Source organism: Kitasatospora sp. NPDC058046 (genome assembly GCF_042885595.1).
Classification (GTDB): domain Bacteria; phylum Actinomycetota; class Actinomycetes; order Streptomycetales; family Streptomycetaceae; genus Kitasatospora.
Genome location: NZ_JBHVRS010000028.1, coordinates 59792 through 86122 on the forward strand (window position 1 = coordinate 59792; position 26331 = coordinate 86122).

The following is a 26331-nucleotide window of genomic DNA, read 5'->3' on the forward strand; positions in this document are numbered from 1 at the left end:
GGCAATGCCGCGGTCAGGTCAGCGGGGTAGCGCGCAGGCAGGTGTGCTGGCCGGGCCCTGTGGCGACGTCCAGGGGCCTGGCCACACCGGCTTGGATCTCGACCCGGAAGGCTCCGGTGTCGTCGGCGTAGATCGGAGTACCGTCGGGTGTCCTGTCGCCGGTGGCGTGGACAACGACGATCTCGGGCGGACGATGCGCTCCTGGTGGGCCCGGCAGGGTGATCGCGTAGCGTCCAGGGATGTCCATGGCGGGCCTCATTCTGCAGGGTGCACCGGCGTCTGTGAGGGCGCGGACGGTGTCGCGGACGGGTGAAGATCTCGTGTGCGCCGGTGATCTGCCGCAAGCGCCGGGTCTGAGGGAACGAAGCGGCAACCACCGGGGCGGTTGCGGCGGCGTACACGGTGAAGCGCGCTGGGAGCAGAGCGTCAAGACGAGTGGAGTCGCGCGACAGGAGACGGGGCAAGTCGACGATCACACAGGGCATGCCCTCCTTGACCGAGCGCGCCAAGGCGTCCTCCAACCGGCCGCGCTGATCATGGTCGGCCTTGCCGTCCAGGCGGGCGCTGCCGGCTCTCCCGGGCAGGTCTGCGGTCGTGGTCCGCGGGGCCCGACAGGCGCACGCCCTCAGCGGACGGTGGTGGGGGGACATGACCGGCCTCCTCGCGCGAGGGAAGCTGTCCGCTTGTGATCCTGCCCCGCCGCGCTCGGAATCCACCGTCCGGGGCCACCGGAGTCGCCCGACCGACCGGCCTCGATGACACCCTTGAGGCACCACGCCAATCGGGGTAACCCCCCACCCCGCATCCTCGCTGCCCAGAGGCCTCCCGCCCCGCCTGTCCGCAGGCAACGCCGTGGGCGACGGCGACGGGCTGACGGCGATCGCCGCCTGCGGAGGGCACCGTGTGGCGTGTTGCCGCGCCCCCGGCCCACCGGGGACGGTATCCATCCAGCGCAAGCTGGATGCGATCGTCCGGACGATGCTGGAGCAGCACGAAGGCAAGCACGGTCAGGCGTACGAGGATCTGAAGGCAGCCATCAGGATGGCGGAGCGGCTGTAGGGCCCTGGGAGGATTCAGGTCTGGGCGGCGATCGCGACGCACAGCACCGCGACGCCGAGGGCGAGCCAGGCGAGGTAGTCGCCGAGGTGTCCGGAATGCAGGCGGCGCAGCGCCCGTACGGCTCGGGCAGCCGCGTGCCGGTCGGCGGCGGGCCGGTGGAGGGCGGCCGTGGCCAGGGCGAGGGCGACGGCTGCGGACAGCAGGCCCAGCAGCATCCCGGTCACGGTCCAGTCCGCGGCCGGCACGGGTCCGGGCGGCGTGTTGGCGTGGGTGAGGACGACGGCGCTGTAGCCGTCGGGGTCGGTGAAGACGGCCGCGCCACGGGCGAGGGCAGCGGGGATGGCGGGTAGGGAACCGACGAGGACGGCGAGGCCGATCAGACCGGCCGGGACGATCGTCATGGTTCGCGGCAAAGCGCGCTGCGGGGAGCGGATTTCGGGTTCCTCGCCCTCGCCGGTGGTCTCGTCCTCGTCCGGTCGGCTGTGTGGGGCCGGGCCGATGCCGAAGAAGATCCGCAGGGCCGCGCGGAGAGCGGCCGCGCCGGTGGCGGCGGAGGCCGCGACGAACACGGCGGGCAGCCACGGCTGCCAGTGGCCGGCGGCCTCCTCGCTCAGGGCCTTGCCAAGGCCGGTACCGAACGGCGGCATGCCGGCCAGGGCCAGGGCGCCGGCCACGAACAGCACCCCGACGGTGCGCAGGTCGCGTGCCTTGCCGTGCAGGCCGTGTTCATCGACGCTCCCGTAGCGGTCCAGCAGTACACCGGTGAGGGCGAACAGCGCGGCCTTCACCAGGCCGTGCGCGGCGACGTACACCGCGGTGCCGGTGGCGCCGTCGGGGGTGAGCAGGGCGACGGCGATGAGGAACAGGCCGACGTGGCTGATGGTGGAGAACGCGAGCAGGCGCTTGAGGTGGCGCTGCTGCCAGCACATCAGGGCGCCGAGGAGTGCGGTCAGCACACCGATCGCGGTGAAGGTGGTGCGGAAGGCCTGGGGGTGGATGCCGCCCGGGCCGGCGAAGACGGTCCAGTAGACGCGGGCGATGCCGTAGACGCCGAGTTCGACCATGGCGCCGGACATCAGCATGCACACCGGGGTGGGCGCCACCGCGTGCGCGTCGGGCAGCCAGAAGTGGAACGGCACGGCGGCGGCCTTGACCAGCAGGGCGGTGGCGATCAGGGCGAACGCGGCCACGGTCAGCACGTCGGTGTGGTGGCCGGCGAGCTGCCGGCCGAGGCGGGCGAGGTTGAGTTCGCCGGTGCGGGCGTAGAGGAGGCCGATGCCGAGCAGGGAGCAGTAGGCGGCGAAGGAGGTGACGATGCCGAAGGTGAGTGCCCCCTGGAGCGGGCGGGGGTCCTCGATGCGGTAGCCGGTCAGGGCGTAGGCGGCGGCTCCCATGAGTTCGAAGAAGACGAAGGCGTTGAACAGGTCGCCGGTGAGCGCGAAGCCGGCCATGCCGGCTTCGAACAGCAGGATCAGGGCGGGGAAGGCACCGGCGTGCTCGCCGGTGGGTTCGTCGAAGTACCGCCAGGCGTAGACGACGACCGCGAGGACCAGGACGGCGACGAGCAGCGCGAGTCCGGCGCCGATGGGGTCGGCGGCGAGCACGATGCCGAGGCGGACGGGCCAGCCGCCCAGGTCGGCGGTGACGAGGCGCCCGTCGGTGCGCGCCCAGAGCAGGGCGAGGCACGCTGCCTCGGCACCGGCACAGGTGGTGGCCAGGATGTCGCAACCGGTCCGGGGGAGTCTGCGGCCGGCGACGGCGAGCAGTGCGGCGCCGAGCAGGGGAATGGCCACCGCGAGCGGCAGCAGGGCTGTTTCGGTCACGGTCAGCCCTTGAGGCCGGTGAGGGCCTGCGGGTCGACGGTGTGGTGCCGTTTGCGCAACTGGATGGTGAGGGCGAGCAACAGCGCGGTGACGGTCGCGCCGACCACGACGTCGGTCAGGGCAAGGGCCTGCACGACGGGGTCGACGACGGGGCGGGTTCCGGGGGTGAGGTCGGAGTAGACGGGGGCGGTCGCGCCGCGGCGGTAGCCGACGGCGAGGAGCAGGAGGTAGGTGGAGGACTGGGCGACGGCCAGGCAGCCGATGGCGTGGATGAGGTTGCGACTGGTGACCAGGCCGTACAGGGCGATGAGCAGGACCCATCCGGCGGCCAGGAAGACCCACGTTCCCATATGGCTGTCCGTGCCGAACGGCGGGAGGTGAGTGCACGCGGCCGTGAAGAACGCGGCGATGACGGCGGCCGCTGCCAGGAACATCGTCAGCCGGGCGCGGGCCGTCACTTCCGTTCCCGCCCGTTGTCGCCGGCGCTGGCCCGGTCGTCGGTGCGGGTGGGTCGGCGGGTGACCTTGCGTACGGTCAGCAGGATCAGCAACGGGGTCAGCGCGGTGCCCACGGCGAGCTGGGAGAGCGCCACGTCGGGCGCCTGCAGCACCGCGAACAGCATCGCCAGGCCCAGACCGAGCACGGAGAGGACGACCGCCTGGCGGGCCGGGTCACGGGTGAGGACCGCCGTGGTGGCGGCGAGGACGACGAAGGCGACGACGAATCCGATCAGCCATGCGTTCACGGCCTGCTCACCGCTTCGGCCTCGGCTTCACGGGTGGCACGGCCGACGGCGATCGTGGTGACCGTCCCGCCGACGGCGAAGACCAGGCCGATGAACAGCGTCTTGGCCGCCCCCCGGCCCGGTCCCTGGTCGACTGCCACGGCCGCGGCGATCAGCGGCACACCGGCCACCGAGGCCGGGGCCAGGGCGTGCAGGCGCGCCAGCGCTCCGCGCAGCCGCAGCACCGCGGCCGCGGACAGCAGCACGCACCCCACGCCGGCCCACAGCAGCACGAGCACGATCACATGGCGTGGCGTCAATCCGAACTCCCTCCCCCACCCCCGGTCTGGCCGGCCGGGCGGGGTCTCGTCAGTTCTCGGGCATGGAACCGTACGGGTGGGCGTCGTGGCGGCGGCCGGCGACGAAGCGGGCGAACACAAGGGTGCCGGCGGGGGCCAGGACGGCCAGCATCAGCGCGAGGTCCTGGTAGGAGGACCGGTCGTACGCCATCGGGAGCAGCAGGAACACCGCGCCGGCCACGGTCGACAGCATCGACGCCCCGAGCAGTCGGCGCACCGCAGTGCCGCGCGCCGCGACCCACAGGCACGTCGGCGCGGGAATCGCCAGCAGGACCAGGGCCGCCGCTGTCCAGGCGTTCACCGCGCGCCGTCCGTGCGGGCCACGGCCTCCTCGACCGGTCCCGGGGTCGGGCGCAGAGCATGCACGACGACCTCGTCGTCGCGGGGCACGTCGATCACGCAGGTGTCCGGGGAGGCGGCGAGCAGCGTGCCGGCCCACCCGGCTCCCGCTCCGGGGCGCAGCCGGATGCGCCGTACCCTCCCGTCTCCGTGACCGGGGGCCATCGCGGCCGTCAGCACGGCCAGACCGCGCACGACCGAGCCCGGCAGCGCGAGGAGCGCACACACCGCGCCACGCCCTCCTCCGACACGGACGTGTGCGGCCAGACGCATCCTGCGGGCCGCGACCGCCCCGCCAGACGCGGCGGGAACGGCGACCAGCAGCTCGACGGGCGAGACGGAGCTGATGAACACCACCGTCAGCCCCGTCAGGGCAGCACCCCACACCACGATCTCCACCAGCCGGGTGAGCACCTGACCTCCTGTAGTCCTCCGGGCCGTTGTTCGGTTGCCGGCCACCTGGCGACTCCGCGGCGCAGGCGGTGCCTCCGCGCACGCCGTCCACCGCCCGGCCGTGTCATGGCCTCCGGGTCAGTCGGGAGGCTCCGACGGGCGGGGGTGCCCGGGCTCCGGAGGGGCAGGCTCCGCGGGCTCGCCCGGGCCGGGCGGGGCCGGCGGCTCAGGGGGCGGTTCGGGCGTTTCGGGAGGCGCGGGCGGATCCGGCGGCACCGGTGGCTCCACCGGCTCCGGCGGGCTGGGCGACGGCGGAACCGGGGTGACATCGGGGTCGGGCGGCACGGGAACGGTATCCACGGTGACCAGCTCCTATCGGCCCAGGGCGTGTTCGAGTTCCTTCTTGTTCATCTTCGAGCGCCCGTGGATGTTGCGCTGCCTCGCCTCGTTGTAGAGCTGCTCCTTCGTCGGCCCCTGGGCGCCGCTGTGCGACCGCAGCCCACCGCGACGGGAGGAGGACATGTCCTTCAGCGAGCTGCGGCTGGCGGTCTTCGACTCCCCGTGCCGGGCCCGCTCCTTGTTCACGGTGCGGGCGGCGATCTCCTCGGCGCGCTTCTCGCTCTCACCGCGCTCCAGCGCACTGTCCTTGATGTGCTCGTACTGCCGCTCCCGCTTGGGACTCGATCCGCGAGGCATGGTCACACACTCCTGTCCGATGACTGCGGGGTGCGTGTTCCCCGCATCCGTGAGAGGAACCCGCTACCAGCACCGGGCAAACCGGCTTGCACCCGTCCAGCCGCGCGCCCCAGCGCGTCGGCGAGGCCGCCGAGGGCGTGCGCCACCTGCTGCTGGCGGCTGCGATCCCGGGCCCGGCCGTCGAACCGGCCGTGCGCCCCGAAGTCCCGCCGGGCGTCCACCGGCTCGAACAGGTTGTCCGGGTCCGTGGCGCGGCGCCGACGGTCCTCCTGCTGGGAGTCGAAGCCCGTGCGGGCCAGGTAGCGGTCCAGCAGCCCGGGCACGACGGCGTTCGCCACCAGGGTCGCCACCGTACTGCCGCCCACCCAGTACTCCCTCCGCCCGGGGTGGTCGGCGGCGAACAGCACCGCGCGGGCAGCGACCTCGGGCTGGTAGATCGGCGGAACCGGCTGCGCCCGACGGGGCAGGCGGGACCGGACCCAGTCGAACTGCGGGGTGTTGACGGCCGGCATCTGCACCATCGTGGTCCGCACCCGAGTACCGGAAGCGAGCAGCTCGCAGCGCAGCGCCTCGTTGAAGCCCTGGATGGCGTGCTTGGCGCCGCTGTAGGCGCTCTGCAGCGGAATGCCGCGGTAGGCGATCGCCGAGCCGACCTGCACGATCACCCCGGCATCGCGGGGCAGCATCCGGGCCAGGGCGGCCCGGGTGGCGTAGACGTAGCCGAGGTACGTAACCTCGGTGACGCGCCGGAACTCCTCCGGGGAGACCTCGGTGAACGGGGCGAAGACGGAGGCGAACGCGTCGTTGACCCACACGTCGACCGGCCCGAGTTCTTCCTCGGCCCGTTCGGCGGCGGCCTCCACCGCGTGTGCGTCGGCGACGTCGGCCTCGATGGCGATGACCTTGGCAGCGCCGGCCCGCTCGGCCTCGCGCACCGCCGCTTCGAGGCCGGCCCGGCCGCGGGCGATCAGCGCGAGCCGGTCTCCGCGGGCGGCGAACGCCTCGGCGGTCGCGCGGCCGATGCCACCGCTGGCCCCGGTGATGACGATGGTCCGGCAGGCAGTTTCCATACTGCTTCGGGTTTCCGGGAAACAGCGGGGCAAACGGCCCGGCGCCGCGCCGCGTGCGTGGCCGGTCGTCGGGCCGTAGCGTCGACAGGGTGGACATGCCGGGGGCGTGAGTGAGGGAGGCTTCGATGCCGGCCGCAGCGCTGTTCGATGTCGACGGCACACTTCTCGACACCAGCTACTGGCACACCGTCGCCTGGACCGAGGCGCTCGCCCGGTTCGGCCGCACACCGGCGATGGCCCGCGTCCACACTGCTCTGGTCACGTCCGGCGCCAGGCCGGGCGAGGCGCTGTTCGTCGGTGACACCTCATGGGACGTCCAAGCCGCCGCCGGGGCCCAGGTCACCTGCGCGGCGGTGCTCTCCGGCGGCTTCGGCGAGCGGGCCCTGCGCTCGGCGGGAGCCCTTGAGGTCCACACCGATGTCGGCGAACTCCTTGCCCGCCTTGATTCCAGCGCCCTCGCGGACCCGACGCACTTCCAGCCCGTACGCGGCTGAGCGCGCGGCCGTGGACGACTCCCCCGACGGCGGGTACGCGGTCTCCGCGGAGTTCTACGATCTCCTGCAGGCCGAGACCGACCGCCGTCTGGCCGAGCGGCGCTTCACCGAGGCGGCCGAGCGAGCCCGCCGAGCGGTCCTGGACGTCGGAGCGGGCACCGGCATCGTCACCGAGGTCCTGCTGCACGCTTCCGGCGTGCCCGTCCACGCCGTCGAACCGGCCCCGGCCATGCGCGCCGCCCTGCTGTCGCGCCTGGCCCGCCTCGGGGCGGACCAACGCGCTCGCGTCACCGTGCACCCCGAGCCCCTCGCGGCAGCAGGCCTGACGGCCGTGGCGGACCTGGCCGTCGCCTCCAACGTGATCGCCTGTCTGGATCCCCCGACCAGGCGGGCCACCTGGAGGGCGATCTCCGCGGCCCTCCTACCGGGCGGCCTACTCCTGTTCGATCCGCCGCCCGCCGACCTGCCCGGCGGATGCGAGGCGGTGGGACGGATCGGTCCGGTGCGGGTGGGCCCTGACCTGTACAGCGCCGACGTCACCCGCCGGCCCCACCGCGGCGTCCTGCGTGTGGTCTTCACCTACCGCGTCGAACGCGAGCAGGAGCTCCTGCGCGAGGCCCGGGAGGCGTTCGACATGTGGCCTGCCCCGCCCGAGCGGCTCACCGAGGAACTCGAAGCCGCAGGACTGCACGTTGTGCAGGCCCCCGGATCCGACCTCGTGGCGGCCCGCCGCCCCGCTCTCTAGACCCGACCTCGCCCGCCTGCGGGCATCACGTTCCGGGTGCCACTGCTGCTGGACGGCCCCGGCTACCGGTGCCGCGCGCATCTCACGCGGCCTTGGTCCCGTGCCGCACCGGATCAGTCGTCCGCTTCGCCGGGTGGTGTTCCGCCTGGCGCCCCGCCAGCCGGCCCCTCACCGGTTTCCGGTATGCCGCGGCCCCCCTCACCACCGTCACCCGCGGCTGACCGGTCGCCGCCGGACAGCGCCCACCCCACGAGGCTTCCGCCGTACACGGTGAAGCCCACCCCGATCAGCCAGGACTGGACCACCAGGACTGCGCCGACCGTGCCGTAGGAAACGGCGTTGGAGACCAGCAGCGGGGCGAAGACCAGCCGGGAGAACAGCCGGAGGCCGGCCAGGGCGACCATCGTGGCCACCGCCCCGGGCACCAGCCCTCGCCGCGGGGCACGGGCCCCGAGCAGGAAGCGCGGAAGCCACCAGAACAGCAGCAGACCGCCCAGCACCGTGGCGAGGATCCGCAGGGTCGGTTGGACGGCGGTGTGCTGCCACGGCACGCCGCTCCAGGCCGCGAGGACGAGATAGCCGGTCAGCCCGGCCAGCGCGACGACCTGGCGCCCCACCCGGTGCCACGGTCCTCGCGGCAGGCCCCAGATCCGCTCGTAGGCGCCCTGCATCGCACCCGTCAGCGAGACGCCGAAGAAGGCCAGCGCGGCGAGGCTGAACCCGGTGGTCGTGCTGAGGACCTGCCCGCGTGAACTGAACAGCGTCTCGACGGCCTGGCCACCGCGCGGCGACAGCCCCAGGCCGTCGGTGATCCACTGGGCGATCCCGTTGCCGCGGGCAGGGGAAGCCGCCGCGATGACCATGAGCAACGGCACCAGGGTCACGAAGAACAGCGCGGCGAAGGCCAGCGAACGCTGCATCAGCTCGATCTCCAACCCGCGCCCCCACGCCCGCCCGCACACAAAGCGCAACCGGTGCCAGACCGCTCTCACAGTGCACGCCTTCGCACGCCGGTCAGGTGCCAGAACCCGGGGCATCCGGCCGGCGCCGAGCGCCCCGGCGCCGCGAAGTACCCTGCCGTGCCGCCGCAACCACCTCTGCCTCTCGAAGGCGTCTGCGCCCGAAGGGGCCACCTGCCGGGGCCGGACCCTGTAGCGGGGCCTCTCCCGTGTGCGGACGCGGCTTCAGCGGCCATAGGTCGGACAGCCCGGGTCAGCGGTTCAGGGCGGGCAGGACCAGCTCACGGTAGGCGTCGAAGAAGACCTCCTGATCGGGGCCGATCTGTCCGACGTAGACCTCGTCGAACCCGGCGCGCTCATATGCGCGCGCTGTCTCCACGTGCTGCTCCACGTCGTCGCCGCAGGTGACCGCGTCGGCAACCATGTCGCGGGTGACGAGCTGACTTGCCTGTTCGAAGTGCGCCGGGGTGGGCAGGAGCTGGGCGAGCTCGCCGGGCAGCAGCTCGGTCGGCCACAGCCGGTGCACCACGTCCACGGCCGTTTCCCGGTTGCTGCTCCAGCACACCTTCACGCCGCCCACCACCTTCTTGCCCTGGCCCCCGGCCTCGCGGAACGCGCCCACGAGGTCGGCGTCCGGGGTCATGGTGACGAACCCGTCCCCGATCCGGCCTGCCAGCTCGGCGGCCTTCGGCCCGAACGCCGAGACGTAGACCGGCAGCGGCTGGTCTGGGGCGGTGTAGAGGCGGGCGTTGTCGACGGTGTAGTGCCGGCCGCGGTGGCTGACCGGTTCACCGGTGAACAACTTGCGCATCACCTCGACGGCCTCCTCCAGCATCTCGGCCCGCACCTCGAACGACGGCCACGCATCGCCGTGAACGTGCTCGTTCAACGCCTCCCCCGTCCCGACACCGAGAGCGAAGCGCCCATCCAGCAGAACGCTGGAGGTGGCGGCGGCCTGCGCGGTCACCGCCGGATGCAGCCGCACCATCGGACAGGTCACCAGCGTCGTGACCGGCAGCGAGACGGCCTGCGACAGCGCCCCGATCACCGACCACACGAACGCGCTGTTGCCCTGCGCGTCATTCCACGGATGGAAGTGATCGGAGACCGCCAACCGGGTGAACCCGGCCTGCTGCGCGCGGCGGGCCTGATCGATCAGCTCCGCGGGGGTGAACTCCTCACACGACAGGAAGTAGCCGTACTCGGCCAATCGGAATCCGCTCCTTCGTGAACGTCCTCGCCCCGCCTCGGGTGGCGGCGGCCCCCGGGCACTGTCGCCACCACGCTAGGCCGATGCTCCTTCGAGTGCTCCCTGACAGCACCACAAGGCCGACGGACTCGACCGCGAACGGGCCCAGCCGGCGAACGGGGCAGGGCCCACCGACCTCGTCCTCCTGGGCAGGTCGCGCGGGCGATTCGGGCTCGTGTTCAGCGCTGCGGGAACCGGTGCTGTTCGATCAGGCGGACGAAGTCCTCCCAGAATGAGGCGCCGGGCTGCCGGTCCGGGCCGCACAGGGCGACCCCGGCGAGCTGCTCCGCCTCGCGGGCCCCTGCGGCCCGCACGAGTGCCGTGCCGGTGCCGAGCGCGGCCACCGGTTTGCCGTGCCGCAGTGCCTCGTTGACGAACCGGACGGCGTCCGGTTCCACGACGAGCGCGTCCTCTGCGCCGTCCGGGACGACCACGGCGTCGTACAGCACCGAGGCGGTGGTCGCCAACGCCCGGTCGACCTCCACGTCCTGGCCGTCGCTGCCGGCCACGCTCCCGCCGTACCGGGCCAGGGTCTCCACCGTGGCGCCCTCGGCCCGCAGGGCGGTGCGAGCGGCCCGCACCTGGGCGGCGTCCACGCCCTGCGCCACCAGGACGGCGACCTTTCGGGTACGGATGCCGTGGCCGCGCAGGTTCTCCAGGCTCAGCGCGGGCGAGACCCGCTCCCCCGCTGCTCCGGCTTCGCGGTTGCCGGTGGGCCGGTCCGGTGCGGGCTCGGGCGCGGGCTCGGGTTCGCCGATGCGGCGGGCGACCTCCACAGCCAGTTCCCGGTCGACACGGGCCAGGTTGGCGACCATCCGGCGCCGCACGGCCTGGTCCCCGACCTTGCCGAGCTCGAAGGAGAACGCGGCGATGATGTGCTCCTGCTCCCAGCCGGCCATGCTGCGCCAGAACAGCGTGGCCTGGCCGTAGTGGTCGGCGAAGCTCGGACTGCGCCGGCGGATCGCCCGCCCGTCGACACGCTCCTGATAGTGCTCGAACACCCCCTCGGCGAGGCGCCCGCCGCCCAGGGTGGCCGGGCATCCGCCGCCGACCGAGTTCGGCGCGTAGCTCGTCCCGGAGTGGATCACCTGCTGGCCGTAGCCGTCGCGCTGGTCGGTGCGCACCTCGGCGAGCGGGCGGTTGACCGGCAGTTGGGAGAAGTTGGGGCCGCCCAGGCGGATCAACTGGGTGTCCAGGTAGGAGAAGTTGCGGCCCTGCAGCAGCGGGTCGTTGGTGTAGTCGATACCGGGAACGATGTTGGCGGTGTGGAAGGCGACCTGCTCGGTCTCGGCGAAGAAGTTCTCCGGGTTCCGGTCGAGGACCATCCGGCCGACCGGCCGCACCGGCACGAGTTCCTCCGGCACCAGCTTCGTCGGGTCCAGCAGGTCGAACGGGAACGAGAACTCGTCCTTCTCCGGGATCAGCTGGACGCCGAGCTCCCACTCCGGGAACTCGCCGGCCTCGATCGCCTCCCACAGGTCCCGGCGGTGGAAGTCGGGGTCGCGTCCGGCGGTGATCTGGGCCTCGTCCCAGACCTGGCACGCGACGCCGAGCCTCGGCTTCCAGTGGAACTTGACGAAGGTGGCGCGCCCGTCGGCGGTCACGAGGCGGAAGGTGTGCACGCCGAAACCCTGCATCATCCGGAAGCTGCGCGGGATCGCCCGATCCGACATCGCCCACATCAGCATGTGGGTGGACTCGGGCTGCAGCGAACAGAAGTCCCAGAACGTGTCGTGTGCGGTGCCGCCGGTGGGGATCTCGTTGTGCGGCTCCATCTTCACCGCGTGCACGAAGTCGGGGAACTTGATCGCGTCCTGGATGAAGAACACCGGCATGTTGTTGCCGACCAGGTCGTAATTGCCCTGCCGGGTGTAGAACTTGGTGGCGAAGCCGCGGACGTCGCGCACCGTGTCCGCGGAGCCGCGCGGCCCCTGGACGGTCGAGAAGCGCACGAACACCGGGGTCCGGCGGCCGGCCTCCTGCAGGAAGTCGGCGCAGGTGAACTCGGCCAGCGACTCGTACGGTTCGAAGAAACCGTACGCGCCGGCACCGCGGGCGTGCACCACCCGCTCGGGAATGCGCTCGTGGTCGAAGCGGGTGAGCTTCTCCCGCAGGTGGAAGTCCTCCAGCAGCGTCGGGCCACGCTCGCCCACAGTCAGGGAGTTGTCGGTGTCGTCGACCCGAACCCCTTGATCGGTGGTGAGCGCACCATCCGGCTCCGGGGCCCGGAAGGCGTCCAGCGCGATGTCCTTGGCATCGCGCTCGCCCCCCCGAGGGAGGGCCTGGATGGGGAGCCTCCGTGACCGGGGGCGGCTGGGGGCGTCCTCCAGGCGGTCCGGGATTGGTGGTCATCTCAACGCTCTCCGTCCTGGGGCCGGTGCGAGGCAGCTCGCGGCCGCCCGTCGGACAGCGGCTCAAACCGGCGTGCCCAGCTCGGAGCCTAGAGGCGCCGGGGCGGCCCCGCAGCCCGAGAGCGCACCCAGGCAAACCGAGCGTTCGAAGGTCGGTCCACCCGGGTCCGGCCGGGCCCGGCGAACACCGCCGACATGCGGGCTCGCACCGCGCCGGGTTGCCCACGCGGCTGTGGACCAACCGGGGGATGCGCCCCGAGGCCGCCGTCGAGAGTGGGCGCGTCCCGGTCAGTCCTTGGCTACCTGGTAGATGCCGTAGATGACGCCGGGTACATGGCCGCACAGCTGCAGGAGGAACGCCCAGAGCACCTTGATGCTCGGGCCGTCCTTGATGAGCACCGCCAGCCACGGCAGGACCAGGCAGAGCAGTATGAGCAGGACCTTCACCATGATCGTTCCTCGATTCACGACAGCGGACGCAACCCATCGAGGAGGAGTTGAGTCCGCTGGTGGAGCCGCGGGCATCGTCCTCGTCCTGCCCGGCTTCCTTGGCGGTGGGCGGGGCAGCTCGAGCCCGCGGGATCCCACCAGGCCCACTCGGCCGGGCGCTCAGTGCTTGAACGCGTCCTTGACCTTGGCGCCGGCCTGTTTGATGTTGCCCTTGAACTGGTCGCCGCGGCCCTCGGCTTCGAGGGCGCGGTCGCCGGTGGCGCGTCCGACGTTCTTCTTCACGCTTCCCTTGACCGCTTCGGCCTTGTGGGCGGCCTTCTTGCCGATACCCATGACTGGTTCCCTTCGTGAGTTGGCCCTGACGGGCAGGCTCGGGGCCTATCGGCGCCCGGTACCACGCCCGAGGAGGCGGTGTGGTCCGTGGTGCCCCTTGCCAGGCGTACCCGGGCGCGCCTTCGCTTTTGCCCTGGGCCATCGGATTGAAGCGGGCGCCGGCCGTATGCTCGCTGGTCCGCTCCTGCTTGCGGACGAGACCGTCCCGCTGCGCGGCGAACGCGTCGCGCTGCGGCGAGCTCGTCGCGGTCCTGGGTCGCCGATGCTGCCAGGAGGACAAGTCCGAGAACAATGATCATGACGTACTCCCAGCAGGGCCACGTCGTATGCCTCCAGTCAACTCCGGCACTAGACTGGTGTCTACACCGTAGGTCTACGAAGTTCACGGTCGCCGGTGCAAGCCGCCAGCGAGAGAAGGTTCGACGTGGCCCCTCCTCGGATCGGCCCGGCCGTTCAGGACGGCGACCCGCCCGCGAGCCCGAGGCTCAGCCGCGAGCGGATCCTGGCCTGCGCACTGGAGATCATCGACCGCGAGGGCATCGAGCAGCTGTCCATGCGGCGCCTCGCCCGCACCCTCGGGCACGACCCGATGAGCCTCTACCGCCACGCTGCGAACAAGGCGGCCCTGCTCGACGGCGTCGCCGAGACCGTCCTCAACGAGCTCACCGTGGACTCCACCGACCCGGACTGGGCCGCCCAGCTGCGCGCCGTCGCGCGCGGCTACCGCCGACTCGCCCTGGCCCACCCCAATGCGGTGCCGCTCCTGGTCACCCGCCCCCTGGCCACCCCGCTCGCCCTGCGCCCCAAAGGCACTCTGCGCCCGCTGGAGGCCATCCTCACCCTGCTCACCCGCGCCGGCTTCACCGGCGCGGACGCTCTGCACGTCTACCGCGCCCTGTTCGGACTCCTCCACGGCCACGTCCTCAACGAACTGCAGGAACTCGTCGACAACCCCGACGAGACCAACGACATGCTGCGACTGGGCCTGTACCGGCTGCCGATCGGCGAGTTCCCCCTCCTGCGAGGCCTCGCCGGCCCTCTCGCTTCCTACGACGGAGCCGCCGAGCTCGAACGCGGCCTCGACATCCTCCTCGCCGGCCTGGCCACCACACCTCAGTAGTCCGCCGAACCCGGGAGTCGCGCCATCGCGGCTGATATCTCGCCCCCAAACCGGGCATCCGCGAAAGCAAGTGCGGCATTTCCTCCGCATCGGCGAAGGCCGCATCGGAAGAGGGGGAAGAAACGGAGGTCATCGTGATCGTCCTCGGAGTCATCCTCCTTGTCATCGGATTCATCACCGGAATCGGCATCCTGTGGACCATCGGCATCGTCCTGGCCCTCATCGGCCTCATCCTGTGGATCATGGGCGCGGTCGGCCACGAGATCGGCGGCCGCCGCCACTACTGGTAGACACCAGCGGAGACCAGCCATCGGACCTGTCACGGCAGCGCAGTCCTGCTGGCCGCGACGCCAGTCATGCGCCGCACACGTGGACGGTTCGATCCATGCCGTCTGCCTGGACCGGTTCTCCGTTGGTCAATGGCCTGGCGTCGACGCCGGCCGTGCCGACTGCGGTCGCCTTGCTGCCGGTGACGCGAGCCTCTCCCTTTCCGTCAGGGCCCTGGGCACGACGATGCCGCCGGGACTCTCCAACGGCATCGTCGCTGCTCCGGCATCCGGATGCGGTGGATCGCGGCGGTCTCAGTGACCGGGTGCGAGCGTGGCGGCGGCTTCGAGCATCAACCCGTGGACGAACGCTTGGGGCAGGTTGCCGCGCAGCTGGCGTTGGGCGACGTCGAACTCCTCCGCATAGAGGCCGGGCGGACCGCAGGCGGCACGGTTGCGTTCGAACCAGCGCACGGCTTCGACGTCGTTGTGCTGCTGGTGTTCCGCCAGGGCCATGACGAATCCGCACAGCAGGAAGGCGCCCTCGGCGTCCTGAAGGGGTCTCCGGTCGTGGCGGAACCGGTAGACGTGGTGGTCCTGCGCGAGATCGGCGCGCACCGCTCGCAGGGTGGCGACGGTGCGCGGGTCTTCGGCAGGCAGGGCGCCGCGGATGGCGGGCAGCAGCAGGGCCGCGTCCACGCCCGTCCGGCCAGGGGAGCGCTGCCACCGGCCGGTGGGGTGCAGGCAGTCGGCGGAGGTCTCCGCGAGGATCGCATCCGCCAGCGCCTCCCAGCCGGCGGCGCGTCCGCTGCTCGCCCGGGGTGCTGCGGCGGCGACCGCCCGCAGACCGGCCGCGCAGATCAGGCGGCTGTGCGCCCAACGGTCGTCGTGCAGCTCCCAGATCCCGGCGTCCGGCTCGCGATGCCGGGTGGCGATCACGTCGGCGGCGGTGAGCGCGGCGTGCCAGCCGTCGGGGTCGAGCCGGTCGAGGCGGGCGGCGGCGGCGAGCAGCAGCAGGCTCTCCCCGAACACGTCGAGCTGGAACTGGCGGTTGACGTGGTTGCCGACGACGTCGAAGCCACCCGGGTAGCCGGGCAGGTCGAGGGTGCGCTGGTCGGGTACCGCCGCACCGGTCACGGTGTAGGCGGGCGCGAGAGCCGGGCCGTGTTCGAGCAGACGGGCGGTGACGAACCGTACGGAGTCGTCCAGCAGCGGGTGCGGCCCCGCGGCGGCGACGGCCTGGCCGATGTAGGCCTGGTCGCGGATCCACACGTACCGGTAGTCGTAGTTGCGGCCCGTCTCGGCGCGTTCGGGCAGACTGGTGGTGGCCGCTGCCACCGTGCCGCCGCCGGTGCCTGTGAGGCCGGCCAGGACGCTGTAGGCGTGCCGGGCGTCGCGTCGGCCCAGCGTGTTCGCGAGGGCCGGCACGCGCGCGGTCCAGGCCGCTTCGGTGGACCGCCACAGCACGTCGGCCGTCTCCGGTTCGGGCAGGGGCCGATCGGAGATCTCCAGGACGAGGTCGTGGTGCTCACCGGTCTCCAGACGCATCGTGGTGGACAGCGCCCCATCGCCCGGCCGGGCGTCGGGCGCTCCGCTCCAGCGCAGGTGCAGTTCTCCGGCCCGGGCCGTCCAACGCCCCTGCCCGTCCCTGCGGACCTTGCGCAGCCGGTGTGTGCCGAATCCGGGCGCCGGGTGCAGGTGGACGTCGAGGCGGGCGTCGCCGTCGACCGCCAGGATCCGGCGCAGCACCACCGCGTGGTGCCGGTCACCGGGGCAGGCGAGGGCTTCGCGGCATTCGACGACGCCGCCGGTGGTGACCCAGCGGCTGCGCCAGATGAGGCTGCCGCTCTCGTAGTAGCCGCCCCAGACGAACGGGTCGGTGGGGGTGACGGTGTACCAGCCGGGGCCACCGATGAGGGCGGCGAAGACGGCGTCGCTGTCCCAGCCGGGTGCGCACATCCACACGATGTCGCCGCGCGGTCCGACGAGGGCGCCGCGCTCGCCGTCCGCGAGCAGGGCGTAGTCACGCAGCGCGTGAGGGGCGGGAGAGCCGCCGATGGGGGCGGTCACGTTCTCGTCTCCTGGGGTACGGCGGTGCGGGCCGCGTGTCCGCGGCCGGGTGGACGCGGAGCGCCGGGAACGTGCACGGTCCGCGGAGGCTGGCGGCCGTCGTCGGGAGCGGGCCGGATCTCCTCAGGCGCGGACACGGTAGCGCTCCGCCGTCTCGGTGCGGATGGCCAGGCCGAGGCCTGGCTCGCCGCTGTGGCCCGGGCGGACCAGTCCCCCGGCCGGGTCGAGGGTTCCCTCGAAGAGGAGGTTCTCGATCCGGACGTGGTCGTGGAACCACTCCAGGTGGCGCAGGTTCGGCACGGCGGCCGCGGCGTGTGCGTGGACGTGCGGGGCGCAGTGTCCGGACAGCTGGAGTCCGTGGGCCTGGGCCAGGGCGGCTGCACGCAGCCAGACGGTGATGCCGCCGCAGCGGGTGGCATCCGCCTGCAGGCAGTCCACGGCCGGGGCCATGCGGGCGAAGTAGGGCAGGTCGTATCCGTACTCGCCGGCCGCGACGTCGGAGGTGACGGCGTCGCGGACGTGGGCGAGGCCGGTGAGGTCGTCCGAGGAGACGGGCTCCTCGAACCAGCTCACCCCCAGGCCGGCCAGCGTCTGTCCGACGCGGACGGCCTGTTTGCGGGTGTAGGCGCCGTTCGCGTCCACGTACAGGGCGGCGGCGTCGCCGACCGCCCGCCGGGCCTGCTCGGTGCGTTCCAGGTCGCGCCGTTCCCGGCTGCCGCGGCTCTCGCCGATCTTGATCTTGAATCGGTGGAAGCCCTGTTCGGCCCAGCCCGCGAGCTGCTCGGCGAGTTGCCGGTCGGTGTACGTCGTGAAGCCGCCGCTGCCGTAGAGGGGGACCTCATGGCGGGCGGCGCCGAGCAGGTCGACCAGGGGCAGGCCGAGCAGGCGGGCCTTGAGGTCCCACAGGGCGATGTCGACGGCTGAGATCGCGCCGGCGACCAGCCCCGGGCGGCCGACGTTGCGCACCGTGCGGCTCATCGCCTCGTTGGCGGCCGGGACGTCGAACGCCGGGCGGCCGATGACCGTGTCCCGAAGGTGCCCGGTGATCACCTGGGCGGTGGCGGGGGCGCCGTAGGTCCAGCCCAGGCCGGTGGTGTCCCCCCCGTGGACACGGACGAGGACCATGGTGGTGGAGTCCCAGGCGAGAGTGCCGTCGGCTTCCGGAGCGTCAGTGGGGATGTCGAGGACCTGCACGTGCAGGGACTCCACGGTGGCGGTGACGGTCATGGCGTCTCGTCGGCCGCGTGCTGGGCGGCGGCGCGGGCGAACTGCAGGAAGTCGGCGCCGGCCAGGGCGGCCAGGGTCGCGGTGGCGAGCCTGGTGGCGCGCGGAGCGAAGACGGACCCGGCAGTGCCCGCGGTGGCGACCCACAGGCCGGTGCAGAACGGGCAGGTGACCAGCTCGCCGACGGCCTTGCGGGCTCCGGTGCCGCGCACGTCCTCCTCCAGCTCGGCCGGGGCGGATGTGCCCTCGAAACGGGTGAACGGCGAGCGCAGCGGGCTGGTGACCGGGTCCTTGGCGATCAGGCGGGAGAGCTGGTGGGTGGCCAGCGCGTTCAGGGCGACGTCCCACGGAGTCGGGTGGGGCAGCTCTCGGCGAAAGGCCCGGGCGGCTGCGGCGGTGCCGAGTACCGCGGTGGCGTACAGGGCCATGAGGCCGGTGTAGGCCGCGAGCGGGCGGTCGTTGTCGCCGGTGTAGGCGCGGGCTTCGCGGTGGAGCCGCTCGTGCAGGGACCGCATGGTCTACCTCCTCCTGGCGCGGTGGCGCCGCGCGGCGGCAGCACCGGCCGCGGCCAGGCCTGTCATCGCGCCCGCGACACCTGCGGTCAGCAGGCCGGCCACCTCGTTGCGGGGTTGCGGGCGCGGGATCGTCTTCTCGGGATGGTCGGCGGGCGGCGGCCCGTCCAGTGCCAGGGCGAGGGCCTCGGCCACGTGCACGGCCAGCCGTCCGGTCGAGGACTGTTCGATCTGGGTGCGGCAGCTGAAGCCGTCGGCCAGGACGAACGCGTCGGGGGCCGTGTCGCGCGCGGCCGGGAGGACGCCTTGCTCGGCGATGGCCTGGGACAGGTCGTAGTGGCCCCGCTCGAAGCCGAAGTTGCCGGCCAGGCCGCAGCAGCCCTCGTCGAGCACGTTCACGTCCAGCCCGGCGCGGCGCATCAGTTCGCGGTCGGGGTCGGTGCCGAGGACGGCGTGCTGGTGGCAGTGGGTCTGCACGGTCGCCGCCCGGCCGATCCGGGGCGGTTGCCAGCCGTGGGGGGCGTGGTTGACGAGGTGTTCGGCGAAGGTGCGCGTCTGCGCGGCCAGGCGGGCGATGTCCTGGTCACCGTCGAGCAGGTCGGGGGCGTCCGCGCGGAAGACCGCGGTGCAGGAGGGTTCGAGCCCGATGATCGGGGTTCCGGCCTCCAGCCATGGGCGCAGGGTCCGGATGGTGCGTTCGAGGACGCGACGGGCGGTGGCGAGCTGCCCGGTGGAGATCCAGGTCAGGCCGCAGCACACCGGCCCCTCGGGTACGGCGACGTGGAAGCCGGCGTCCTCCAGGACGCGGACGGCGGCCTCGGCGACGTGCGGGTGGAAGTGGTTGGTGAAGGTGTCCGGCCAGAGCAGGACGGTGCGCGGGTCGCGCGGGTCGGGCTCCGCCCAGCCCTGCCGATGCCGGGTTTCCTGGAACGATTCGGCGGCGAAGAGGGGTGCGGTGCGGCGCGGGTCGATGCCGGCCAGCCGCTTTCCCAGCCGTGCGAGGCCGGGGGCGTGCAAGGCCGCGTTGGCCAGGCCCGGCGCCGTGCGGGCCAGCCGTGCCCACAGCGGGAGCCAGCCCATCGCGTAGTGGGCGGCCGGGCGCACACGGCCCTGGTAGTGGTGGGCGAGGAACTCGGCCTTGTAGGTGGCCATGTCGACGCCGACCGGGCAGTCGGACTTGCAGCCCTTGCAGGCCAGGCACAGGTCCAGTGCGTCGCGGACCTCGGTGGAGCGCCATGCGCCGGTGACCGGGGAGTCGTCGTGGCCGCCGAGCATCTCGAACAGCAGCCGTGCCCGGCCGCGGGTGGAGTGCTCCTCCTCGCCCGTCGCCCGGTAGGAGGGGCACATCACCCCGCCCTGGTGGGTGCGGCAGTTGCCGATGCCCACGCAGCGCAGCACCGCGCGGGTGAAGTCGTGGTCGTCGTCGGGATACCCGAAGTGCGTCCGCTGCGGTCGGGGCCGCCAGTCGGCGCCCAGGCGCAGGTTCTCGTCGACGCGGTGGGGGTGGACGACCTTGCCGGGGTTCATCCGGTCGCCCGGGTCGAACAGGGCCTTGACCTCGCCCATCGCCTCCACGAGCGCGGGGCCGAACATGCGGGGCAGGAGTTCGCCGCGGGCCTGCCCGTCACCGTGCTCACCCGACAGGGAACCGTCGTAGGAGGCGACCAGGTCGGCCGCGTCGAACAGGAACGCCCGGAACGCCTCGATGCCCTTGCCCTCGCGCAGCTCGAACGGGATCCGGGTGTGGACGCAGCCCTGCCCGAAGTGCCCGTACAAGGAGGCCTGCTGGTAGCCGTACCGGTCGAACAGCCGCTCCAGGTCTCGCAGGTAGTCGCCCAGCTTCTCCGGGGCGACCGCGGAGTCCTCCCAGCCCTCCCACGTCTCGGAGCCGTCCGGCGGGCGGGCGGTCACTCCCAGACCCGCCTCGCGGGCCCTGAGCATCTCCCGCTCCCGCGGGGGATCGTCGGACAGCGCCACCGACGGGTCGTCCTCCTCGCGGCCGATCGCCCGCAGCAGCTCGAACGCCCGCGCGTCCGCCTCCTGCTTCGTGTCGCCGGTGAACTGGACCAGCAGCCAACTGTCGCCCTCGGGCAGGCTCTCCAGCGAGTCCAGGTAGGCGTGCTCCTCGCGCATCAGCTGCGCCATGCGCCCGTCGATGGCCTCCAGCTGGGTGGGGCGGCTGTGCGCGAGCAGGTCGGGGACGGCGTCGGCGGCCTGGTAGATGTCGTCGAAGCCCAGGACCAGCAGGGCCTCCGCCGCCGGCACCTCGACCAGGTGCAGTTCGGCGTGCAGGAGCGTCACCAGGGTTCCCTCGCTGCCGACCAGGGCGCGGGCCACGTCGAAGCCGTTCTCCGGCAGCAGGGCGTCCAGGTTGTAGCCGGAGACCCGGCGCGGGATCTTCGGGTAGCCACGCCGGATCTCGGCCAGGTGCCGCCCGGTGATGTCCCGCAGCCCCTGGTAGAGGCGGGCGCGCGGTCCTGCTTCGGCCGCGATCCGCGCGTACTCGTCCTCGCTGGTGGGACCGGCCCAGAACCGGGTGCCCTCGTAGGTGAGGACTTCCAGGCGGTGGACGTTGTCGGCGGTCTTGCCGTAAGCCTGGGCGGACGCTCCGCAGCTGTTGTTGCCGATCATGCCGCCCAACGCGCAGTGGCTGTGCGTGGACGGCTTCGGCCCGAACATGAGCCCGTGCGGAGCGAGTCGGCGGTTGAGCTCGTCCAGGACGATGCCCGGCTCGACCACACAGGTCCGCGCTGTGGGATCCACCGAGACCAGCCGGTTGCAGTACTTGGTCCAGTCGATGACCACCGCCTCGTTGGTGCACTGCCCCCCGAGACTGGTACCGCCTCCGCGGGACAGCACCGGGGCGGCGAACCGGGAGCAGACGCCCACCGCGGCAGCGCCGGCCTCGACCGTGTGGGGCACGACCACCCCGAGCGGAACCTGACGGTAGTTGGAGCCGTCGGTGGCGTACGCGCCGCGGCTGCCCGCGTCGAAGCGGACCTCACCGTCCACCTCGGTCCGCAGGGCCGACTCGAGTGCGGCCAGGTCCACCTCCTGACGCCCGGACACCGGTCAGCTCCGTCCGCTGCCGGGCAGGAACTCCTGGACCTTCGCCTTGACGCCCTGCTGGACCACCGATCCCCGGTCACTGTCGCCCCTGAGCACCGACAGGGCGGCGGCCTTGATCTGGTCCCAGGTGGCGTGCGGCGGGATCGGTGGCACCGCCGGGTCGGTGCGGAAGTCGATGACGAACGGCCGGTCCGCGGCCAGTGCCCGCCGCCACGCCGGCTCCACGTCCTCCGGCTTCTCCACCCGTACCCCGCCAAGACCGAACGTCCGGGCGATGTCCGCGTAACGCACGTCCGGAAGGCTCTGCGAGGGCTCGAACTGCGGCGCGCCCTGCATCGCCCGCATCTCCCAGGTGACCTGGTTCAGATCGTGGTTGTTCAGCACCGCGACGACCATGCGCGGGTCGGCCCACTCCCGGTAGTACTTCGCTGCGGTGATCAGCTCCGCGAGGCCGTTCATCTGCATGGCGCCGTCGCCGACGATCGCGATCGCGGGCCGGTCCGGGTGGGCGAACTTCGCGCCGATCACGTAGGGCACCCCCGGCCCCATGGTCGCCAGCGTGCCCGACAGCGAGCCGCGCATACCGCCGCGCATCCGCAGGTGGCGGGCGTACCAGTTCGCCGCGGACCCGGAGTCCGCGGCCAGGAGCGCGTTGTCGGGCAGCAGCGCGTCGAGGGTGTGGACGACGTACTCGGGGTTGATCGGGTCGGCGGACACGTCGGCTCGGCGCTGCATGACCTCCCACCAGCGCGCCGCGTTGTCCTCCACCGTCTTGCGCCATGTGCCGTCCGCCTTGCGCTCCAGCAGCGGAATCAGCCGGCGCAGCGTCGAGCCGGCGTCGCCGACGAGGTTGACCTCGAACGGGTAGCGCAGCCCGATCATGGACGGGTCCAGGTCGATCTGCACCGCGCGCGCCTGGTCGAACTCGGGCAGGAACTGGGTGTAGGGGAAGCTGGAGCCGACCACGAGGAGGGTGTCGCAGTCGCGCATCATCTCGTAGGACGGGCGGGTGCCGAGCAGGCCGATCGAGCCGGTGACGTACGGCAGGGTGTCGGGCAGCGCGTCCTTGCCGAGCAGGGCCTTCGCCACCCCGGCGTCGAGCAGGTCGGCGACCTGCTCGACCTCGGGCCGGGCCGAGCGGGCGCCCTGCCCGATCAGCATCGCGACCTTCTCCCCGGCGTTGAGGATCTCCGCCGCCCGGGCGAGGTCCGCCTCGGCCGGTACCGGGGCGTAGTGCGGGACGCCGAGGCTGGAGGGGACCTGCTTGAACGCGTGCGCCGGCGCCTCGTAGTCGAGTTCCTGGACGTCGGCCGGGATGATCACCGCGGTGACCGTGCGGCGGGTCGCCGCGATGCGCATGGCGCGGTCCAGCACGTTGGGCAGCTGAGCCGGCACGGTGACCATCTCGCAGAACTCCGAGGCCACGTCCTTGTACAGGCTGAGCAGGTCGACCTCCTGCTGGTACGAGCCGCCCATGGCGCTGCGGTCCGTCTGCCCGACGACCGCGACGACCGGGACGTGGTCGAGCTTGGCGTCGTAGAGGCCGTTGAGCAGGTGGATCGCGCCCGGTCCGGAGGTGGCCACGCACACCCCGGTGCGGCCGGAGAACTTCGCGTACCCGACGGCCTGGAAAGCGGCCATCTCCTCGTGCCTGGCCTGGATGAACCTCGGCCGGTCCTCTGCGCGGCCCCAGGCCGCGAGCAGCCCGTTGATGCCGTCCCCGGGATAGGCGAAGACGTACTCCACCTCCCAGTCGCGCAGGCGCTCCAGCACGTAGTCGGAAACCTTCATCACCGAACTCCTCCACAGCGCGGGCGTGGCTCCTGGTGGGCGAACGAGGCCCGGAGAGCGGCTAACCGCTCGCGCCGCGATGAAACCGCCGTGGGTGATACCGCCCGGTGTCCGTGCGGTATCACCTGCCGGCCCGCAGGCCGTGGGCGGGCATGCCGGGCTCGGCACAGACGCTGCCCTGGACGGGGCCCGGCGGCGACCAGTCGAGGTTCCGGTGGAACGGGTGGCCCTGCCCCACGGCGGAGAACGGGCCGCTGCGAGTGTCGCGTTCAGGGGAATTCACCGGGTATGCGCCTTTTGAGGTACGGGTGATTCGTCAGGGACCGGACACGAGGAGGCACAGCCGATGGCTGTGAGACACGTCCTGATAGAGCGGACTCCGCAGGCGGTGTGGAGCGTGTTGGGCGACCCGGCCGCGTACGGCCGGTGGGTGCCCGGCACGGAGCGGACCCGCCCGGGTGAGGGCCGGTGGCCCGCAGTCGGGTCGAGCCTGCGCTACACCGTCAGCGCAGGCCCGTTCCGCTTCGAAGGCCACACCGTCGTACGTGTGTCCGACAGCGGGCACCGGCTGGAACTGGAGGCCTTCGCCGGGCGGCTCGGCACCGTCCGGATCGCCATCGAGCTGATCGCGTGGGGCGACGCCACCCTGGTGATCGTCGACGAGCACCCGCTGCGAGGCCTGGGCGGAAGCCTCCACACGGCGCCCGCGGACCTGGTGCTGGATCTGCGCCACCGCCGACTGCTCGCCTGCCTCGCCCGCACGGTCGAGCAGGCGCCCCGGGCGGCCGACCTGGGAGCGTCCGCGTCGGGGGGAGGTCCGTCATGGCCGACGCCGTCGTGATCGGGGCCGGGCCGAACGGTCTGGTCGCCGCGAACGTGCTGGCCGACGCCGGCTGGGAGGTGGAGGTGCTGGAGGCCCAGGACCAGGCCGGCGGCGCTGTCCGCAGCGACCGCGGCGTCCACCCCGACTACGTCAGCGACCTGTTCAGCTCGTTCTACCCGCTGGCCGCCGCCTCGCCGGTGATCGCGGCCCTGCGCCTCGAAGAGCACGGCCTCGCCTGGAGCCACGCGCCGATCGTGCTCGCCCATCCCCTGCCCGACGGCCGCTGCGCACTGCTGCGGCGCGGACCGGAGGCGAACATCGACGACATCGGGCGGAGCTTCGGCCGGCCGGACGCGCTCGCCTGGCGACGGCTGTCACAGCTCTGGCAGGACCTGGACCCGTGCCTGGTAGGGGCGATGTTCGCGCCGTTCCCGCCGGTACGCGCCGGCTTGGCGCTGGCCTCGCGTCTCCGGGCGCCGGGCCTGCTGCGGCTGGCCCGCTTCGCGGCGCTGCCCGTACGGCGACTGGCCGAGGAGGAGTTCGACCGGGACGGCCCGGGGCTGCTGCTGGCCGGCTGCGCGCTGCACGCCGATCTACTGCCCGAATCGCCGGGCAGCGCCGCCTTCGGCTGGCTCATGGCGATGCTCGGCGAGCAGTACGGCTGGCCGGTACCGGTCGGCGGAGCCAGCGCCCTCAGCGGCGCCCTGGTGCGGCGTCTGAAATCGCGCGGGGGAACGATCCGCCGCGGTGCCCCGGTCAGCGAGGTCGTCGTCCGCGCCGGCCGGGCGCTGGGCATCCGCACCGCCCAGGGAGACTACGTCCGCGCGCGCCGAGCCGTGCTCGCCGACGTGCCCGCTCCGCACCTGTACGGCCGCCTGGTCCGGGAAGGACACCTGCCGCCCGGATTCCGCGACGCCGTACGCCGCTTCCAGTGGGACTTCGCCACCGTCAAGGTCGACTGGGCCCTCGACTCGCCGATCCCCTGGACCGCCGAGCAGGCACACCGGGCCGGCACCGTCCATCTCGGCACCGACTGGACGGAACTGAGCGACTACGCACTCCAGGTCAGCACCGGCCGTCTGCCGGCCCGCCCCTTCGGGCTGCTCGGCCAGATGACCACCGCCGACCCGTCCCGCTCACCCGCGGGCACCGAATCGGCCTGGATGTACACCCACGTCCCCCAGCACATCGCCGACGACCTCGGGCCCGACGGCATCACCGGGTCCTGGGACGACAGGGAAAGCGAAGCCATCGCCCGCCGCATGGAAGCACAGGTCGAACGCTTCGCCCCCGGCTTCACCGACCGGATCCAGGCCCGGCGTGTACTCACCCCGCCGGTGCTGGAACACCTGGACCAGAACCTGGTCGGCGGGGCGATCAACGGCGGCACCGCGGCCCTCCACCAACAGGCGCTGCTCCGCCCGCTACCCGGCACGGGGCGGCCCGAGACCCCCATCCAGCGCCTCTACCTCGCCTCAGCCTCGGCCCACCCGGGCGGTGGCGTGCACGGCGCCTGCGGCGCGAACGCCGCCCGCGCCGCGCTCCGCGCCCAGGGAGCCCTGACCGGCCGGCTGCTGCGACCCGCCCTGGCCCGCGCCCAGCTTGCCCTGTCCGACCCGGGCGGGGGGCGAGACGGCGTGACGCCGTCGGGCGGGCGGGACCCGCAGCCCGGGTAGGCCGGGACTTCAGAAGCTGTCATCGCGGGAGGCGGCCACCGCCGCCGGGGTCGCCATGCTCGGACAAGGCCGCCCGGCGGGCGGCTATGCGACGCAGCATGACCTGGGGCAGGACGAGCCAGCTGGTGGCGAACCAGAACAGGCAGGCCGCACTGAGTCCCCAGGCGGCGGCCGGGCTGCCGGTGGCGGTGCGCAGCAGGAGCAGCAGCGCGGCGGCGATGGTCAGGGCCAGGGTGATGAGTCCGACGGCGATGAGGCGACTGGCGACATGGACCAGTTCGGGTTTCATGCCGTGGCCGGTGAGGAAGCGGTGGAGGGCCACGGGCGCGATCAGGGCTCCGGTGGCGACGGCGCCGAGGACGACGGTGGCGACGTAGAGGTTCTTGTCGAAGCCGGGCAGGGCGGCGAAGCGCGGGGTGAAGGCCACGCCGATGAGGAATCCGAACAGGATTTGTGCGCCGGTCTGGCACACGCGGACTTCCTGGAGCATCTCGCTCCAGAGCCGGTCGGCCCGTTGCTGGGGCGTCTCGTCCCGACCCGGTGCGCCGTCGTTCTTCGTCAACGAATCCTCCCCGCCTACAGGCGGTCCTTGTGGCGGCTGGTGCGGGCCCGTACGCGCAGCAGTTCCTCCCCGTGGGGCGCGATGGAGCAGGGTGAAGGCGGCGACCCGGAGCAGGGTCAGTAGAGGAGAAGCACCTGATGGCGCTTTCCACGTCGCCGAGCGCGACGTTCACCG

General features: G+C 72.6%; 27 protein-coding genes. 7 read left to right on the plus strand and 20 right to left on the minus strand.

Going from position 1 to position 26331, the window contains the following annotated elements; all coding sequences use genetic code 11:
- Positions 1-13: 13 nt before the first annotated feature.
- On the minus strand, positions 14-247 hold the full coding sequence (locus ACFVU7_RS38515; protein ID WP_388050572.1) for a DUF6296 family protein: 234 nt from the start codon (positions 245-247) through the stop codon (positions 14-16).
- Positions 248-852: 605 nt separating this feature from the next.
- Between ACFVU7_RS38515 and ACFVU7_RS38520 the strand changes: the two genes are divergently transcribed.
- A complete protein-coding gene (locus ACFVU7_RS38520; protein ID WP_388050575.1) occupies positions 853-1059 on the plus strand; it encodes a hypothetical protein in 207 nt (68 codons plus the stop codon).
- A gap of 14 nt (positions 1060-1073) precedes the next feature.
- On the opposite strand, the gene ACFVU7_RS38525 is transcribed toward ACFVU7_RS38520, so the two are convergent.
- From ACFVU7_RS38525 to ACFVU7_RS38560, 8 genes are all read right to left on the minus strand, one after another.
- Positions 1074-2882 (minus strand): complex I subunit 5 family protein, encoded by a 1809-nt coding sequence (locus ACFVU7_RS38525; RefSeq protein ID WP_388050577.1) that lies wholly within the window; start codon positions 2880-2882, stop codon positions 1074-1076.
- 2 nt (positions 2883-2884) lie between these two features.
- Positions 2885-3232 (minus strand): sodium:proton antiporter, encoded by a 348-nt coding sequence (locus ACFVU7_RS38530; RefSeq protein WP_049649646.1) that lies wholly within the window; start codon positions 3230-3232, stop codon positions 2885-2887.
- 104 nt (positions 3233-3336) lie between these two features.
- Entirely contained in the window at positions 3337-3627 is a 291-nt protein-coding gene (locus ACFVU7_RS38535) for a DUF4040 domain-containing protein (RefSeq protein ID WP_049649644.1), read from the minus strand.
- Positions 3624-3926, minus strand: a complete 303-nt coding sequence (locus ACFVU7_RS38540) for a monovalent cation/H(+) antiporter subunit G (protein ID WP_159028339.1) — start codon at positions 3924-3926, stop codon at positions 3624-3626. Before ACFVU7_RS38540 ends, ACFVU7_RS38535 begins: the two co-directional genes overlap by 4 nt.
- Before the next feature lie 49 nt (positions 3927-3975).
- Positions 3976-4266, minus strand: coding sequence for a monovalent cation/H+ antiporter complex subunit F (locus ACFVU7_RS38545; protein WP_388050580.1), 291 nt, complete (start codon positions 4264-4266; stop codon positions 3976-3978).
- Positions 4263-4718 carry a hypothetical protein gene (locus tag ACFVU7_RS38550; protein ID WP_388050583.1) on the minus strand — a complete coding sequence of 152 codons (456 nt, stop codon included), beginning with the start codon at positions 4716-4718 and terminating at the stop codon, positions 4263-4265. The genes ACFVU7_RS38545 and ACFVU7_RS38550 overlap by 4 nt, the downstream gene beginning before the upstream one ends.
- A 351-nt stretch (positions 4719-5069) precedes the next feature.
- Positions 5070-5393, minus strand: coding sequence for a hypothetical protein (locus ACFVU7_RS38555; RefSeq protein WP_049649641.1), 324 nt, complete (start codon positions 5391-5393; stop codon positions 5070-5072).
- Between the two features lie 2 nt (positions 5394-5395).
- Entirely contained in the window at positions 5396-6463 is a 1068-nt protein-coding gene (locus ACFVU7_RS38560) for an SDR family oxidoreductase (protein ID WP_388050586.1), read from the minus strand.
- A 125-nt stretch (positions 6464-6588) separates the two neighbouring features.
- Between ACFVU7_RS38560 and ACFVU7_RS38565 the strand changes: the two genes are divergently transcribed.
- Positions 6589-6957, plus strand: coding sequence for an HAD family hydrolase (locus ACFVU7_RS38565; protein WP_074003017.1), 369 nt, complete (start codon positions 6589-6591; stop codon positions 6955-6957).
- Positions 6958-6967: 10 nt separating this feature from the next.
- Positions 6968-7702 (plus strand): class I SAM-dependent methyltransferase, encoded by a 735-nt coding sequence (locus ACFVU7_RS38570; RefSeq protein WP_074003018.1) that lies wholly within the window; start codon positions 6968-6970, stop codon positions 7700-7702.
- Positions 7703-7815: 113 nt separating this feature from the next.
- On the opposite strand, the gene ACFVU7_RS38575 is transcribed toward ACFVU7_RS38570, so the two are convergent.
- From ACFVU7_RS38575 to ACFVU7_RS38595, 5 genes are all read right to left on the minus strand, one after another.
- Positions 7816-8622, minus strand: coding sequence for a ribonuclease BN (locus ACFVU7_RS38575; protein WP_387828522.1), 807 nt, complete (start codon positions 8620-8622; stop codon positions 7816-7818).
- 292 nt (positions 8623-8914) lie between these two features.
- Entirely contained in the window at positions 8915-9871 is a 957-nt protein-coding gene (locus ACFVU7_RS38580; RefSeq protein ID WP_387828525.1) for a TIGR03557 family F420-dependent LLM class oxidoreductase, read from the minus strand.
- 218 nt (positions 9872-10089) lie between these two features.
- Complete coding sequence (locus tag ACFVU7_RS38585; RefSeq protein WP_388050635.1) at positions 10090-12156, minus strand: catalase; 2067 nt, start codon at positions 12154-12156, stop codon at positions 10090-10092.
- Between the two features lie 393 nt (positions 12157-12549).
- A complete protein-coding gene (locus ACFVU7_RS38590; RefSeq protein WP_388050588.1) occupies positions 12550-12729 on the minus strand; it encodes a YqaE/Pmp3 family membrane protein in 180 nt (59 codons plus the stop codon).
- Positions 12730-12870: 141 nt separating this feature from the next.
- Positions 12871-13044 carry a CsbD family protein gene (locus ACFVU7_RS38595; RefSeq protein ID WP_387828540.1) on the minus strand — a complete coding sequence of 58 codons (174 nt, stop codon included), beginning with the start codon at positions 13042-13044 and terminating at the stop codon, positions 12871-12873.
- A gap of 424 nt (positions 13045-13468) precedes the next feature.
- Here ACFVU7_RS38595 and ACFVU7_RS38600 point away from each other — a divergent pair, with 424 nt between their 5' ends.
- On the plus strand, positions 13469-14164 hold the full coding sequence (locus ACFVU7_RS38600) for a TetR/AcrR family transcriptional regulator C-terminal domain-containing protein (RefSeq protein ID WP_388050591.1): 696 nt from the start codon (positions 13469-13471) through the stop codon (positions 14162-14164).
- Between the two features lie 134 nt (positions 14165-14298).
- On the plus strand, positions 14299-14454 hold the full coding sequence (locus tag ACFVU7_RS38605; RefSeq protein ID WP_388050594.1) for a DUF6131 family protein: 156 nt from the start codon (positions 14299-14301) through the stop codon (positions 14452-14454).
- 291 nt (positions 14455-14745) lie between these two features.
- Here ACFVU7_RS38605 and ACFVU7_RS38610 read toward each other — a convergent pair whose 3' ends face one another.
- The 5 genes from ACFVU7_RS38610 to ACFVU7_RS38630 form a co-directional block, all read right to left on the minus strand.
- Positions 14746-16500 carry a glycoside hydrolase family 15 protein gene (locus tag ACFVU7_RS38610; protein WP_388050597.1) on the minus strand — a complete coding sequence of 585 codons (1755 nt, stop codon included), beginning with the start codon at positions 16498-16500 and terminating at the stop codon, positions 14746-14748.
- 123 nt (positions 16501-16623) lie between these two features.
- Positions 16624-17727 carry an enolase C-terminal domain-like protein gene (locus ACFVU7_RS38615; protein ID WP_388050600.1) on the minus strand — a complete coding sequence of 368 codons (1104 nt, stop codon included), beginning with the start codon at positions 17725-17727 and terminating at the stop codon, positions 16624-16626.
- Positions 17724-18239 carry a DUF1360 domain-containing protein gene (locus ACFVU7_RS38620; RefSeq protein WP_388050603.1) on the minus strand — a complete coding sequence of 172 codons (516 nt, stop codon included), beginning with the start codon at positions 18237-18239 and terminating at the stop codon, positions 17724-17726. The genes ACFVU7_RS38615 and ACFVU7_RS38620 overlap by 4 nt, the downstream gene beginning before the upstream one ends.
- 3 nt (positions 18240-18242) lie before the next feature.
- The gene (locus tag ACFVU7_RS38625; RefSeq protein ID WP_388050606.1) at positions 18243-21305 is read right to left on the minus strand and encodes an FAD-binding and (Fe-S)-binding domain-containing protein; all 3063 of its coding nucleotides are present in this window, start codon (positions 21303-21305) and stop codon (positions 18243-18245) included.
- A 3-nt stretch (positions 21306-21308) separates the two neighbouring features.
- A complete protein-coding gene (locus tag ACFVU7_RS38630) occupies positions 21309-23096 on the minus strand; it encodes a thiamine pyrophosphate-requiring protein (RefSeq protein WP_388050608.1) in 1788 nt (595 codons plus the stop codon).
- Positions 23097-23442: 346 nt separating this feature from the next.
- Between ACFVU7_RS38630 and ACFVU7_RS38635 the strand changes: the two genes are divergently transcribed.
- Together ACFVU7_RS38635 and ACFVU7_RS38640 are read left to right on the plus strand one after the other, a co-directional pair.
- Positions 23443-23937: an SRPBCC family protein gene (locus ACFVU7_RS38635; protein WP_388050610.1), complete on the plus strand. Its 495-nt coding sequence runs from the start codon at positions 23443-23445 to the stop codon at positions 23935-23937.
- Positions 23919-25595 carry a phytoene desaturase family protein gene (locus tag ACFVU7_RS38640; RefSeq protein ID WP_388050613.1) on the plus strand — a complete coding sequence of 559 codons (1677 nt, stop codon included), beginning with the start codon at positions 23919-23921 and terminating at the stop codon, positions 25593-25595. The genes ACFVU7_RS38635 and ACFVU7_RS38640 overlap by 19 nt, the downstream gene beginning before the upstream one ends.
- Positions 25596-25614: 19 nt before the next feature.
- Here the strand turns inward: ACFVU7_RS38640 and ACFVU7_RS38645 are convergent, their stop codons facing one another.
- Complete coding sequence (locus tag ACFVU7_RS38645; protein WP_388050616.1) at positions 25615-26157, minus strand: DUF6328 family protein; 543 nt, start codon at positions 26155-26157, stop codon at positions 25615-25617.
- Positions 26158-26331: the final 174 nt, after the last annotated feature.

What these genes read in the sequence shown, in the direction of transcription:
- ACFVU7_RS38515 (WP_388050572.1), bottom strand. Translation starts at nt 247, where the DNA reads ATGGACATCCCTGGACGCTACGCGATCACCCTGCCGGGCCCACCAGGA.
- ACFVU7_RS38530 (WP_049649646.1), bottom strand. Translation starts at nt 3,232, where the DNA reads ATGGGAACGTGGGTCTTCCTGGCCGCCGGATGGGTCCTGCTCATCGCC.
- ACFVU7_RS38555 (WP_049649641.1), bottom strand. Translation starts at nt 5,393, where the DNA reads ATGCCTCGCGGATCGAGTCCCAAGCGGGAGCGGCAGTACGAGCACATC.
- ACFVU7_RS38560 (WP_388050586.1), bottom strand. Translation starts at nt 6,463, where the DNA reads ATGGAAACTGCCTGCCGGACCATCGTCATCACCGGGGCCAGCGGTGGC.
- ACFVU7_RS38565 (WP_074003017.1), top strand. Translation starts at nt 6,589, where the DNA reads ATGCCGGCCGCAGCGCTGTTCGATGTCGACGGCACACTTCTCGACACC.
- ACFVU7_RS38575 (WP_387828522.1), bottom strand. Translation starts at nt 8,622, where the DNA reads ATGCAGCGTTCGCTGGCCTTCGCCGCGCTGTTCTTCGTGACCCTGGTG.
- ACFVU7_RS38595 (WP_387828540.1), bottom strand. Translation starts at nt 13,044, where the DNA reads ATGGGTATCGGCAAGAAGGCCGCCCACAAGGCCGAAGCGGTCAAGGGA.
- ACFVU7_RS38615 (WP_388050600.1), bottom strand. Translation starts at nt 17,727, where the DNA reads ATGACCGTCACCGCCACCGTGGAGTCCCTGCACGTGCAGGTCCTCGAC.
- ACFVU7_RS38620 (WP_388050603.1), bottom strand. Translation starts at nt 18,239, where the DNA reads ATGCGGTCCCTGCACGAGCGGCTCCACCGCGAAGCCCGCGCCTACACC.
- ACFVU7_RS38630 (WP_388050608.1), bottom strand. Translation starts at nt 23,096, where the DNA reads ATGAAGGTTTCCGACTACGTGCTGGAGCGCCTGCGCGACTGGGAGGTG.
- ACFVU7_RS38635 (WP_388050610.1), top strand. Translation starts at nt 23,443, where the DNA reads ATGGCTGTGAGACACGTCCTGATAGAGCGGACTCCGCAGGCGGTGTGG.
- ACFVU7_RS38640 (WP_388050613.1), top strand. Translation starts at nt 23,919, where the DNA reads ATGGCCGACGCCGTCGTGATCGGGGCCGGGCCGAACGGTCTGGTCGCC.